The following is a 12328-nucleotide window of genomic DNA, read 5'->3' as shown; positions in this document are numbered from 1 at the left end:
CACAATTGTCCTTAATCAGATGAGGTTGAAAATGTCCTGTGCCGGTTCGGTCGGCACCCCCTGGACAAAGCAGGCGACGTGGGCGTCCTGCAGGGCGCGAAACGCCGCTATGTCCGACTCGTCCACCGATACCGTCTTGTGGATCTGACGCTTGCCGTCGGCGTAGTGCATGTTGCCGACGTTGATGCGGGGGATGGGCACCCCGCCCTCCACCAGGGTGCGAAAGTCCGCCGGACTCTTGCACACCAACAGGATCTTCTGGCGATCGGCGGCCTTGCCGATGTTGTCGATCACCTTCTGCAGCGGCCAGAAGCGCACTGCGATGCCCTCCGCCAGCACCATCTCCATCAGGTTCTGCTGGATGGGGTCCTCTGCGACTTCGTCATTGGCTACCAGCACCAGATTGGCGCCGGCGAAGCCGACCCATTGCACGCCGACCTGACCGTGGATCAGGCGCTCGTCGATACGGCTCAGCACTATGTTCGGCATCAGACGCCTCCTTGCTGGTTGAACGGATAGATGTTGACCCCCTGCACGACCCGGTTGACCCGCCCGCTCGGGCAGGGATTGTCCGGGGTGATGCCCAGCACCAGCGCGGTGTGGAAGGCGTAGTACTGGGCGTAGAGCAGGTAGCAGAGCGCCAGCTCGGCGTCGTCACCGTTGAGGGGGGTGGGCAGATAGATGTGTTCGCCGGCGCTGATGAGCGGATCCGGCCGGTCGGCCAGGGCGACCACCCGGGCGGCATGGCCGTCCTGGCGCAGCTCGCCGAGCAGGTCCAGATCGTACTGGCGGGTATAGGGATCGTTGGACACCATCAGCACGATCAGGGTCTGCCGATTGATGGCCGACTTGGGCCCGTGGCGAAAGCCGGTGGGGGAGTCGTGCATGGCCATCACCTGGCCGGCGGTGAGCTCCAGCAGCTTGAGGGCTGCCTCCTGGGCCACCCCCTGCAGGCTGCCGCTGCCAAGGTAGATGACCCGCTCCGGCAACGGTCGATCCCACTCGGGCACCTTCAGCTCGGCCTGGGGCAGAATGGCGTCCCCCAGCGCGATGAGCGGCTGGCTGGCGATCGGGTTGAACTGGCGCGGCAGGAATACCGCCAGACAGCTCAGCATCATGCTGGTGAGGCTGCTGGTCATGGCAAAGCTGCGGTCGTGGGTCTGGGGCGGCATCAGCAGCGCCAGGGAGCGGGCATCCTTCTGGCAGCGGCGATAGAGCTCCCCCTCACCGTTGCAGGTCAGCACCAGGTGGTGGCACTCGCTCAGCAGCTGGCTGGCCAGCTCGACCGCCGCCACGCTCTCCGGGCTGTTGCCGGAGCGGGCGAAGGAGATGAGCAGGGTCGGGCAGTCCTGTGCCAGGTATTCGCCCGGATCGGTGACGATGTCGGTGGTGGCGATCGCCTCGAAACGGCCGTTGAGGCGGGCACTGAGATAGGGGGCGAGGGCGCGGCCGGCAAAGGCGGAGGTGCCGGCCCCGGTCAGGATCACCCGCAGGTTGCCCCGCGACAGCAGGGGCAGCAGGAAGCGCTCTATGGTGGCGCGGCACTCCTCCACCATGGTGAGGGTCTCCCGCCAGGTGGCGGGTTGCTGGCGAATTTCACGGGCGGTGGCCAGGCCGTTGGCCGACCGCAGCGTCTCTTCTGGATAACCAAGGATCATCTCTACAACTCCTTATACAACCGGGGTCAGCCGGGAGTGGCTGGCGGGGGCGGTGCTGCAGGCCGCCGCGTATTGGCGCAGCACCTCCTGCACCTGATCGAGAATGAGGTCGTGAACCCGGGGCGACAGCGTGCCCTGGCGCACCTTGCGGTATTGCAGCGGCAGGTGCTGGCTGAGCAGCGGCAGGGGAATGGGTTCGGCGGCCAGGTTGGCCAGCAGCCGGGCGTAACGGTCGTCGACCCGGCTGTCGGGCCAGTAGTAGCGAATGCGATCGGAGTAGCTGTAGCCGCGGGCCAGCCGGCACTCGTTGGGGCTGCCCTGATAGTGGCTGCGCCAGAAGTCGGGGCGATCCAGCATGGTCTCTTCCAGCACCTGACGCAGGCCCGAGCAGGCCTTGGCCACCACCAGCTCCTCCTCGATGGCGGCAAGGGCAAACAGTGCCTCGCGCAGGGCAAAGGTGAGGGCCGGGCCGACCTTGAGGATGGCGAAGTGATCGCGCACCAGCTGGCGGTAGGCGTCCGGGGTCTGGTAATCGGTGGAGTGGGCCTCGAACACCAGATGGGGATAGGCCTCGATCATCCGGCTCAAGGGGGCGGCCCGCTCGGGGCGGTAGTCGATGACGTGGGTGTGGTCGAACTCCACGCCGGGCTGCACCACCAGACCGATCACCCGCGGCCAGATCTGGGCCAGTCCGGCCTGCTCGAAGGCTTGCTGGTGGGCGGCCAGGGTGTGGCGCGCCGCCTCCGGCGTGGTGACCGCCAGCTCGGCCAGCTCTTCGTGGGCGCCGCCCGGTACCGGCACTTCGGTGCCAATCACATAGACCAGGTCGCTGTGGCCAAACTGCCGGATGGCGGTCTGCTCGGCCACGTTTGCCAGCCGCGCGGCGCGCGCCGCCACCAGCTCGTCGGTCAGCGGCACCGGATCCCCCTGGCAGGACATGCTGCAGTCGAGGTGGATCTTCTTGAAGCCGGCCGCGACATAGCTGGCGATGAGATCCTCGGCATGGGCCATGGCCTGTTCGGCGGGCTCGCTCTGCCAGCGGTTGGGGCCGAGGTGATCGCCTCCCAATACCAGTCGCTGCACGGGAAAGCGGCACTCGGCGGCGAGCCGGTGCAGCAGGTCGCGAAAATCGGCCGGCGTCATGCCGGTGTAGCCGCCAAATTGATCCACCTGATTGGAGGTGGCCTCGACCAGCAGCAGCTGGTCCCCTTGCGCCGCCAGTCGCAGGGCCGCCTCCAGTACCAGCGGATGGGCGGAGCAGACGGCGTAGATCCCGACCTGCTCCCCCTGCTTGTGTTGTGCGACCAGATCCAGCATTGATTTCATTTCCCTCTTCCTCTTGGCCTGAACAAGATGCTTTGCTTTCGATTTCTTTCTTTACCCTAGGCGCACGGCGTTCGAAACGAAATAAAAGCGTGTTCACATCTTGAGCAAGATCACAAAAAGAAATGAATCGAAAGGCTTGTGGCTTTTTTAGGGAGTCTGACGGCACTTTTCAATTCAATGAAAGCTTGATTTGCCATCGAGGCTGAGTGTTAATAGGGAAACGTAACGAAGTGAAAGCTCTACTTTCACCACAGGACTCCGGCAGAGAGACTATGCAAATCACCGAAAAGAGCGTGCTCGGCACCAGCGAGCGACGGGAGCGCATCATTCAGCAGCTGCGCAGCAATGGCAGCGTTCAGGTCAACGAGCTGGCCGGCCACTATCAGGTCTCTACCGTCACCATCCGCAACGATCTGGCATTTCTGGAGAAACAGGGGGTGGCGGTGCGCGCCTACGGCGGTGCCCTGTTGTGTGAATCCGGCCAGCCGGTGGCCGAGCGCACCATTGCCGACAAGAGCGTGCTCAACACCCCGGTCAAGCAGCGCATCGGCGCCATGGCGGCGAGCCTGGTGCAGCCCGGTTGCCGCCTCATTCTCGACTCGGGCACCACCACCCTGGAGGTGGCACGCCACCTGCGCGATCACCAGGAGATAGTGGTGATGACCAACGGCATGAACGTGGCGAATGCCCTGCTGGAGGCGGAAGGGGTGGAGCTGCTGATGACGGGGGGGCACCTGCGCCGCAAGTCACTCTCCTTCTACGGCGCCCAGGCGGATCTCTCCTTGCAGAACTATCACTTTGACCTGCTGTTTCTCGGGGTGGATGGCATCGATCTGGAGCGCGGCGTCAGCACCCATCATGAAGACGAGGCCAGGCTCAACCGCTGCATGTGCCACGTGGCCGAGCGGATCATCGTCGTGACCGACTCCAGCAAGTTTGGCCGGCTGAGCCTGCACAAGATCATCGATACCCGGCGCATCCACACCCTGATCACCGACGACGCCATCGCGGCCGAGACCCTGGCCGGTCTGCGTCAGGCCGGGATAGAGGTGCTGCTGGTGGAGGCGTGAGCCGGCACTCGACTGAGAATGCGAAAGAGGGACGCCGCGGCGTCCCTCTTTCGTGGTCGGGGGCGAAGCTCAGCGTTGCTCGGGAAAATAACGCTCCAGCAGGGCAGTGAGGATGGCCTGGCTCTCGGCATCCGCTTCACCGCTGACCAGGGCGGGTCGAAAGTGGAGCTGGAAGGCGCGCAGGGCGGCGCGGCTCTGTTCGTCCCAAGTGCCGCTCGGGGCGACGCCGTAGCCGTAGCGGGCCAGCCGTTGCTGCCAGCCGAGGGCATCCCAGGCCGGCGCCGGCTGCTGGCGCAATTCGGCCAGCCGGGTTTCGTCGGGCCAGGCTCCCACCCCATAGTGCAGGGCCAGCTCGCGCCAGGGGAAGTGGGGGCCGGGATCCTGCTTGCGCTCGGGGGCGACATCGCTGTGAGCCAGCACCTGGGTGGGGGGGATCTGGTAGCGCTCGACCAGTTCGCGGGTGAGGGCGCCGAGGGCGGCTATCTGTGCCTGGGTGTAGGGCTGCCAGCGCCGCTGGTGGGCGGGCAGCAGCTCGTCTTGTGGCGGGTAGCCGAGGTTGACTATCTCGATGCCGAGCGAGCTGGCGTTGAGCCCCGCATATTGATGCCAGCGACTGCGCCCGGCATGCCAGGCGCGCTGGCTGTCGGGCACCAGCTGGTAGACCGGCAGCGGCCGTGCATCGGTATCGCGCGGGATCAGGTAGTGGGCGCTCACCTGATGGACCGGCTCGGTCAGCAGGCGCAGGGAGTGGCCATCGTCTTCGTCCGTGTAGTGCAGGATCAGAAAGGCTATGCGCTCGTTCTGGCTGGCGCTCTGATAGTCGTTGTTGAACCGATAGGGGGCGGGCTGGCAGGCACAGAGCAGCAGGGCGAAGCAGAGCGCAAACCCGTGGCGACGAGTGTGCGGGAGGTGAATACCCAGTTGCCATGGCCGGCGCCACCCACCGGCCGCCTGCTGGCGGGATGACGGTGAGTGCAGACGCCGGCCCATGGTTCAGCCGCGATACTTGGCGGTGAGACCGATGAGGAAGTTGCGCAGGATCTGATCCCCGCAATCCTGATAGTGCTTGTGGTCCCGTGAACGGAACAGGGCGCTCAGCTCGGACTTGGAGAGGTTGAAGTGGGCCAGCTTGAGGGTGCCCAGCATGTCCTCTTCCTTGAAGTTGAGGCCGATGCGCAACTTGCGCAGGATCATGTTGTTGTTGATCCGGTTCGGGATCACCTGGGCTGGCGCATCTTCCCGCGCGCCGCGGCGCGCCAGGATGAAGCCGTCGAGGAACTGGCTCAGGGCCGAATCCGGACAGGCGGCAAAGCCCGCTTCCTGCTCTTCCCCTTCCTCCGCCTCTTTGATCAGCCAGCCGTGCAGCTGGGCATGGGTGACGGTCAGGTTGCCCTTGGCAAACATGTCGACCATCTGGTCGTTGCTGATGCTGAGGGCGTAGCGCAGGCGGCGCAAAATATCGTTGTTGGTCATGTCGACTCCTGTGGAAACGGCGCAACTTTACCATCTGGCGGGGCCCGCGTCAGAAAAAGCGGGTTGCCCGGTTCAGGATAGATAGCGTGGCGCCTCCTGGCGTACCTGCTCCATCGCATCCTGCAGCTCCAGCAGCTCGGGCTCGAGTTCGGCCACCGGCACCCCGTCGCGCAGTTGCTGTTCCAGCTGGGAGAGCAGCCGTTGCAGGCCGGGGACGCCGGAATAGGCGCAGCCGCCGTTGAGGCGATGGAGCTGGGCCAGCACCTCGCTATCCTCCACCTGGCCGGCAAGCGCCGCCTCCAGCACCGGATCTACCTCGTCGAAACTGGCCATCAGCATGGTCAGCATCTCCTTGGCCAGATCCAGCTTGCCCGCCGCCTGGCGCACCGCCAGTGACCAGTCGATCTGCTGGCTGGCGTGATTCTGGTGGCGACGATGGGCGAAGTCGGTGATGAGCTTGGCCAGCATGGCCTCGTCGATGGGCTTGGCCAGGTAGTCGTCCATGCCCTGGCGGATCAGCCGCTCCCGCTCGCCGGGAATGGCGTGGGCGGTGACCGCGACGATGGGCGTCTCGGTGTTGAGCGACTGGCTGCGAATCGCCTGGGTGGCGCTGATGCCGTCCATGATCGGCATCTGGATATCCATGAAGATGATGTCGAACGGCTGGCTCTGGGCCAGTCTGACCGCCTCCTTGCCGTTCTTGCACACCACCACCTGGCTCACCATCTCCTTGAGCATGGCGGCGATGAGCTTGAGGTTGGCGGCGTTGTCGTCCACCGCCAGCACCTTGATCTCCTGCACGCTGCGCGGGGAAGGGGTCGGCAGCGGAGCGCTGCGGAGCGCCTCGGGGGAGAGCAGGGCATGCAGCAGCTTGCGATGGTTGATGGGTTTGGAGAGACAGTGCTGGGCGCCGTGGGCCAGCATGGCCTCGTAGAGGGAAGGCTCGTGGCTGCTGAGCAGCACTATGGTGTTCTGCTGGCGATCCAGCCCGTCGAGGCGCGCCACCACCTGCTGCGGGCTGTGCTGGGTGCCGCTGCCGATGATCACCATGTCCTGGCTGCTCATGTCGGGCCAGGGGGCGTCGCTGGTGAGGGATTGCACCTCCAGCTGCCACTCCGCCAGCAGGGCGCAGAGGGCCGAGTGGCTGAAGGGATCCGGCTCCAGCAGCCAGACCCGCTTGCCCTGGATGCGATCCAGCGGCAGCTTGTCGGTCTGGGGCAAGGGAGAGACCTCCAGATCCAGACTGAAGGAGAAGACAGAGCCCTTGCCGAGCTCCGATTCGAACCGGATCTGGCCACCCATCTGCTGCACCAGCTTCTGGGTGATGACGAGACCGAGGCCGGTGCCGCCATAGCGGCGGGAGATGGAGGAGTCGGCCTGGTTGAAGGCCTGGAACAGCTGGCGCTGCTGCTCTTCCGAGATGCCGATGCCGGTGTCGCGGATCAGCACGTTGAGCCGCACCTTGCTGCCGCTGGCACTGCCGATCTGTTCGATGCGCACATCCACGTTGCCGTGCTCGGTGAACTTGATGGCGTTGCCGGTGAGGTTGGTCAGCACCTGCTGCAGGCGCATGGGGTCGCCGGTGAGGTAGTCCGGCACCTTGGCATCCACCTGCAGGGAGAGCTCCAGCTGCTTGTCGTGAGCGCTCGGGCCGAGCAGGTGCATGGTCTCGTTGAGGGTGTCGCGCAGGCTGAACGGGATGTGCTCCAGTTGCAACTTGCCCGCCTCCAGCTTGGAGAAGTCGAGGATGTCGTTGATGATGCCGAGCAGGTTGCGGGCCGACTTCTCGATGGTCTGCATGTAGTCGGTCTGGCTCGGGGTCAGGCTGGTCTTGAGCAACTGGCGGGTAAAGCCGATGACCCCGTTGAGCGGGGTGCGCAGCTCGTGGGACATGTTGGCGAGGAACTCCGACTTGACCCGCGCCGCCTCCTGCGCCCGCTTCTTGGCCATGTCGAGCTCGACGTTCTGGATCTCGATCTGCTCCAGCGTCTCGCGCAAGTCGGAGGTGGCCTGATCGATGTTCTGCTGCATCTCCTCGTGGTATTCCGAGAGCGCCTTGGCCATGGCGTTGATGCCGTTTTTCAGCATGTCCAACTCGCCGGTGAGCTGACCGCTGACCCGGGTATCGAGCCGCCCCTCCCTGATCTTGTGCACCGCCTGCACCATGTCGGTGATGGGCTGGGTCACGCTCTTGACCAGCCTGAAGCCAAACAGGGTACTGAAGGCGATGCCGATGAGCACCATGATCACCGCGAAGAAGGTGTCGCGGTATTGCAGGATCATGGCCCGGTCGGTGGTCATCTGCATGGAGATGTAGCCGATCATCGGCGGCTCCACGTCGCTTGGCAGCGGGAAGCCGTCCATGCTGGTCTCGGCCTGGATCGGGGTGCGCAGTATGATGTCGTCGCCATAGAGGGTGACGCTGGTGAGCTCGGGGATCTGGCTGCCGTCCGGCAGCCGCAGCCGGGTGAAGTCCCTGTGGTAGTTGGACGTCACGAACAGCTGGTTGTCCTGGGTGAAGACGGCGATGGACTTGATGAGCGGCGAGTTCTTGCGGTGGGTGAGGCCGATCAGCCGCTTGAGCGACTCGCGGCTGTGCTGGGTCATCCCGTATTCGCTGGCGATGGCCAGTGGCTCTATGATGTTGATGCCCTGATCGATGAGGTTGTTTTCCAGCTGCTGATAGCGGTGGAAAGTGAAATAGCCGGCCATCAGGCCGCCGATGATCAGGGTCGGCAAGATGGTAAAGGCCAGCACACGCGCCCGAAGGCCGTATTTGGTCATGCGGATGGTCCCCCGATGAGCAGGGTTGGCAATGGCGTAAACGAGCGGGAGCGGGCCCACAGGCCGTATTTGGTCATACTATTATTCTTGTGGGACAATAGCCTGCTGCAGATTCCACAATCATGACATAGCCACCTATAGGCACCAAGTTTTATGGCCCAGTTTTTCAAGCCCCAAAAGAAATCCACCCAGCCCCAACGCATTGAATTTACGGTAGACAGCCTGGATCACCACTGCGTCGGGATCGGCCGCCACCAGGGCAAGGCGATCTTCATCGAAGGGGCGCTGCCCGGTGAGCAGGTCAAGGCCCGCATCCTCGAAGACAAGAAGCAGTATGCCCACGCCGCCCTGCAACAGGTGGTGACCCCGGCGGCCAATCGTATCGCCCCCTTCTGCAGCCACTACCGCGAGTGCGGCGGCTGCAGTGCCCAACACCTGGCCGAAACGGATCAGCGCGCCGCCAAGGAGGCCGGCCTGGTCAGCCTGTTCGAACGACTCGGCAACATCCAGCCCCCGGCGCTGGAGTCCGTGCTGGGCGGAGAGTCCCGCGCCTATCGCCGGGTCTGCCGGCTGGCCATCAAGTTCGACAAGAACGGCCGCTGCACCCGGGTGGGCTTTCGTCGCCGTCAGTCGAACGATCTGGTGGAGATCGGCGGTTGCCCGGTGCTGGCCGAGCCGCTCTCCGTGCTGATCAGCCCGCTGCGCGAGTGTCTCAACCGTCTCAAGAGCCAGCGCGAGCTGGGCCATGCTGAGCTTATCCAGGCCGAGCAGGGGATCCTGATGCTGCTGCGTCATACCGGCCGGCCGACCGAGGCGGATCGGGCGCAGCTGATCGAGTTTGCCAGGGCGCAGGGGATCGACCTCTATCTGCAGGCGGCCGACGAGCAGATTGAGCCGCTGCACCAGCAGTTTGCCCCCTCCTACTCGCTGGATGGCCTGTCTCTTGCATTCGCTCCCGGTGACTTCATTCAGGTCAACGCGCCGGTCAACCAGCGCATGGTGGAGCAGGCGCTCTCCTGGCTGGAGGCGGGCAAGGATGACAAGGTGCTCGATCTGTTCTGCGGCATCGGCAACTTTACCCTGCCGCTGGCCCGTCAGGCCCGCGAAGTGGTAGGGGTAGAAGGGGAGCTGGCCATGGTGGCGCGCGCCGAAGAGAACGCCCGTCGCAACGGCATCAACAATGCCCGTTTCTACAAGGCGGACTTGAGTGGCGACATCGCCGGCATGTCCTGGGCACGGGAAGGCTTCGATCTGGTGCTGCTGGATCCGGCCCGTCCCGGTGCGTTCGAGGTGATGGAGCACGTCGTGAAACTTTCACCCAGACGAGTGGTCTACGTTTCCTGTAATCCGGTCACCCTGGCGCGCGACAGCCAGGTGCTGGTGAAAGGGGGCTACCGGCTGGTGCGCCTCGGCATGCTCGACATGTTCCCCCACACCGGCCATCTGGAGTCCATGGCGCTGTTCGAGCGCCAGTAACGGGCGCTGCGGGGCAGATGAAACGCTATGGCCAAAGGGGGCGTCGGCTCGCCAGGTTGGGTGGCATTTGCCCGGTCCATAACGCTGTCTGGGCGGCCATGATTGGGGTAATCTAGACCCTCGTAAATCGGCAGGGGCTGGCGGAGAACTCTATTGTCTTTCTTGACAATATGCCTTGAAAAAATCTCCGCATATCCCCATTTGAGGCATTCTCATGAGGGGGAGGGGGCGACAGCCTTCGGCCCAATAATTTAAAGGATTGATACCATGGTTGCGGTTCGCGATATTCATTTGAAAGACAACTTCACCCTGGAGGAGTGGGTCAGCTCGCTCACCCTGAGTGACAGTGACAAGGATCAGCTGCGAACCGTCTACCAGTACTGTCTGACGCTCGGTGACGAAGCGCTCACCAACCGCCTGCTGGTACGCGGGGTCGAGATGGTGGGCATCCTGCTGATGCTCAGCATGGATCTCGGCACCCTCAAGGCCGCCATCATCTACCCCTTCGTCGAAGCCGGTCTCATCAGCCAGGAGCGGATGGACGAGGACTTCGGCCCCAAGATCGCCAAGCTGGTGGAAGGGGTGCTGGAGATGGAGGCCATCCGTTCCCTGCAGACCCTGCACCGCAGCGAAACCTCGCCGGAACAGGTCGACAACGTGCGCCGCATGCTGCTCGCCATGGTCGAGGATGTGCGCGCCGTGGTGATCAAGCTGGCGGAGCGGATCGCCTGCCTGCGGGAAGCGAAGAAGGCGGATGAAGAGACCCGGGTGCTGATGGCCCAGGAGATCACCAACATCTACGCGCCGCTGGCCAACCGGCTCGGCATCGGTCAGCTCAAGTGGGAGCTCGAGGATCTCGCCTTCCGCTACCTGCACCCGGATACCTACAAGCAGATCGCCAAACAGCTGGATGAGAAGCGGCTCGATCGGGAACGCTACATCCGCGAGTTCGTGCAATCCCTGCGCGATGCCCTGAAAGAGGCGGGGGTCGAGGCCGAGGTCTACGGCCGGCCGAAACACATCTACAGCATCTGGCGCAAGATGCAGAAGAAGCACCTCGAATTCAACGAACTGTTCGACGTGCGGGCGGTGCGGGTGGTGACCAAGCGGCTGCAGGATTGTTATGCGGCGCTCGGCATCGTTCACACCCACTTCCACCACATTCCCCGCGAGTTTGACGACTATGTCGCCAACCCCAAACCCAACGGCTACCAGTCCATCCACACAGTCGTGGTGGGGCCCGAGGGCAAGACGGTGGAGATCCAGATCCGTACCGACCAGATGCACCAGGATGCCGAACTCGGCGTCGCGGCGCACTGGCGCTACAAGGAAGGGGCTCAGGCCGGCGGCAAGGCCAACACCTTCGAAGACAAGATCGAGTGGCTGCGCAAGTTGCTCGCCTGGCAGGAAGATCTCTCCGAGAGTGGCTCCCTGCTCGAAGACCTGCGCAGTCAGGTGTTCGAGGACAGGGTCTATGTCTTCACCCCGAAAGGGGATGTCATAGATCTGCCGGCGGGCGCCACCCCGCTCGATTTTGCCTATCACGTGCACAGCATGATCGGCCACCGCTGCATCGGCGCCAAGATCGACGGCCGCATCGTGCCGTTCACCTATGCGTTGCAGACCGGCGATCAGGTGGAGGTGATCACCCAGAAGGAGCCGAACCCGAGCCGCGACTGGATGAACCCCAACTCCGGCTTCCTGCGCTCCAGCCGGGCGCGGGCCAAGGTGGCCACCTGGTTCAGAAAGCTGGATCGGGACAAGAACATCGCCGCCGGCAAGGAGCTGCTGGAGAAGGAGCTGGACAGGCACAACCTGACCCTCTCCAAGGTGGACAAGGTGGTGCTGGAGCGCTTCCATGCCGACGAGCTGGAAGATCTGCTGGCCGGTATCGGCAGTGGCGACATCCGCATCAACCAGCTGCTCAACTACCTGGACACCCGCTACAACAAGCCGACGGCGGAAGAGGAAGATCGCCGCCTGCTGGAGAAGCTGGAGCAGAAGGCCAACGTGCCGTTCCGGCCCAAGCCCAAGGATCACATAGTCGTGGAAGGGGTCGGCAACCTGATGACCCACATCGCCCGTTGCTGCCAGCCCATTCCGGGGGACGGCATCCAGGGTTTCATCACCATGGGGCGCGGCGTATCCATTCACCGCGAGGATTGCGAGCAGCTCAAAGAGCTCTCCCGTCGCAACCCGGAGCGGCTGATCGACGCGGTATGGGGGGAGAACTACTCCGGTGGCTACGGCCTCACCATCCGCATCCTCTCCAACGACCGCTCCGGCCTGCTGCGCGATATCACCACCGTGCTGGCCAACGAGAAGATCAACGTGATGGGGGTGCGTTCGCGCTCCAACGTGCGCGAGCAGACCGCCGAGATCGACATGGAGCTGGAGATTTACAACATCAACGCCTTCAACCGGGCGTTGGCCAAGCTCAGTCAGCTCAACGACGTGATCAGCGCCAAGCGCCTCTGATTGTCATCAACAACCAACTCGTGACCGACCGCCAGGTCGGTCACTGTTTTTCCCCTGCGTTAC

9 protein-coding genes are annotated in these 12328 nt (G+C 63.9%); 3 read left to right on the top strand and 6 right to left on the bottom strand.

All coding sequences use genetic code 11. The features are described 5' to 3' along the window. Positions 1 to 15: 15 nt before the first annotated feature. The 3 genes from agaV to kbaZ are packed head-to-tail and all read right to left on the bottom strand — an operon-like array spanning position 16 to position 2984. The gene (agaV, locus tag OKC44_RS19440) at positions 16 to 489 is read right to left on the bottom strand and encodes a PTS N-acetylgalactosamine transporter subunit IIB (RefSeq protein ID WP_005309404.1); all 474 of its coding nucleotides are present in this window, start codon (positions 487 to 489) and stop codon (positions 16 to 18) included. Continuing rightward, positions 489 to 1658 (bottom strand): SIS domain-containing protein, encoded by a 1170-nt coding sequence (locus OKC44_RS19435; protein WP_017780936.1) that lies wholly within the window; start codon positions 1656 to 1658, stop codon positions 489 to 491. The genes agaV and OKC44_RS19435 overlap by 1 nt, the downstream gene beginning before the upstream one ends. Before the next feature lie 12 nt (positions 1659 to 1670). Then, positions 1671 to 2984, bottom strand: coding sequence for a tagatose-bisphosphate aldolase subunit KbaZ (kbaZ, locus tag OKC44_RS19430; RefSeq protein WP_270814629.1), 1314 nt, complete (start codon positions 2982 to 2984; stop codon positions 1671 to 1673). 272 nt (positions 2985 to 3256) lie between these two features. On the opposite strand from kbaZ, the gene OKC44_RS19425 reads away from it, so the two are divergent. Beyond that, a complete protein-coding gene (locus OKC44_RS19425) occupies positions 3257 to 4054 on the top strand; it encodes a DeoR family transcriptional regulator (protein WP_005309410.1) in 798 nt (265 codons plus the stop codon). 69 nt (positions 4055 to 4123) lie between these two features. Here the strand turns inward: OKC44_RS19425 and OKC44_RS19420 are convergent, their stop codons facing one another. From OKC44_RS19420 to barA, 3 genes are all read right to left on the bottom strand, one after another. Then, positions 4124 to 5044 carry an N-acetylmuramoyl-L-alanine amidase gene (locus OKC44_RS19420; protein ID WP_270814627.1) on the bottom strand — a complete coding sequence of 307 codons (921 nt, stop codon included), beginning with the start codon at positions 5042 to 5044 and terminating at the stop codon, positions 4124 to 4126. Between the two features lie 3 nt (positions 5045 to 5047). Further along, on the bottom strand, positions 5048 to 5527 hold the full coding sequence (locus OKC44_RS19415; protein WP_043125137.1) for a DUF1456 family protein: 480 nt from the start codon (positions 5525 to 5527) through the stop codon (positions 5048 to 5050). 72 nt (positions 5528 to 5599) lie between these two features. After that, positions 5600 to 8311 carry a two-component sensor histidine kinase BarA gene (gene barA / locus OKC44_RS19410; RefSeq protein WP_270814625.1) on the bottom strand — a complete coding sequence of 904 codons (2712 nt, stop codon included), beginning with the start codon at positions 8309 to 8311 and terminating at the stop codon, positions 5600 to 5602. A gap of 153 nt (positions 8312 to 8464) precedes the next feature. Between barA and rlmD the strand changes: the two genes are divergently transcribed. Both rlmD and relA read left to right on the top strand, forming a co-directional pair. Continuing rightward, positions 8465 to 9787, top strand: a complete 1323-nt coding sequence (gene rlmD, locus OKC44_RS19405) for a 23S rRNA (uracil(1939)-C(5))-methyltransferase RlmD (protein ID WP_270814623.1) — start codon at positions 8465 to 8467, stop codon at positions 9785 to 9787. Between the two features lie 267 nt (positions 9788 to 10054). Continuing rightward, on the top strand, positions 10055 to 12265 hold the full coding sequence (gene relA, locus OKC44_RS19400) for a GTP diphosphokinase (protein ID WP_016349532.1): 2211 nt from the start codon (positions 10055 to 10057) through the stop codon (positions 12263 to 12265). Positions 12266 to 12328: the final 63 nt, after the last annotated feature.

It is taken from the genome of Aeromonas sp. S41-2 (genome assembly GCF_027705845.1).
GTDB lineage: Bacteria > Pseudomonadota > Gammaproteobacteria > Enterobacterales > Aeromonadaceae > Aeromonas > Aeromonas hydrophila.
This window is presented reverse-complemented; position numbering and strand designations above follow the sequence as displayed.

What these genes read in the sequence shown, in the direction of transcription:
- OKC44_RS19420 (WP_270814627.1), bottom strand. Translation starts at nt 5,044, where the DNA reads ATGGGCCGGCGTCTGCACTCACCGTCATCCCGCCAGCAGGCGGCCGGT.
- OKC44_RS19415 (WP_043125137.1), bottom strand. Translation starts at nt 5,527, where the DNA reads ATGACCAACAACGATATTTTGCGCCGCCTGCGCTACGCCCTCAGCATC.
- OKC44_RS19425 (WP_005309410.1), top strand. Translation starts at nt 3,257, where the DNA reads ATGCAAATCACCGAAAAGAGCGTGCTCGGCACCAGCGAGCGACGGGAG.
- agaV (WP_005309404.1), bottom strand. Translation starts at nt 489, where the DNA reads ATGCCGAACATAGTGCTGAGCCGTATCGACGAGCGCCTGATCCACGGT.
- relA (WP_016349532.1), top strand. Translation starts at nt 10,055, where the DNA reads ATGGTTGCGGTTCGCGATATTCATTTGAAAGACAACTTCACCCTGGAG.
- rlmD (WP_270814623.1), top strand. Translation starts at nt 8,465, where the DNA reads ATGGCCCAGTTTTTCAAGCCCCAAAAGAAATCCACCCAGCCCCAACGC.
- kbaZ (WP_270814629.1), bottom strand. Translation starts at nt 2,984, where the DNA reads ATGAAATCAATGCTGGATCTGGTCGCACAACACAAGCAGGGGGAGCAG.
- OKC44_RS19435 (WP_017780936.1), bottom strand. Translation starts at nt 1,658, where the DNA reads ATGATCCTTGGTTATCCAGAAGAGACGCTGCGGTCGGCCAACGGCCTG.
- barA (WP_270814625.1), bottom strand. Translation starts at nt 8,311, where the DNA reads ATGACCAAATACGGCCTTCGGGCGCGTGTGCTGGCCTTTACCATCTTG.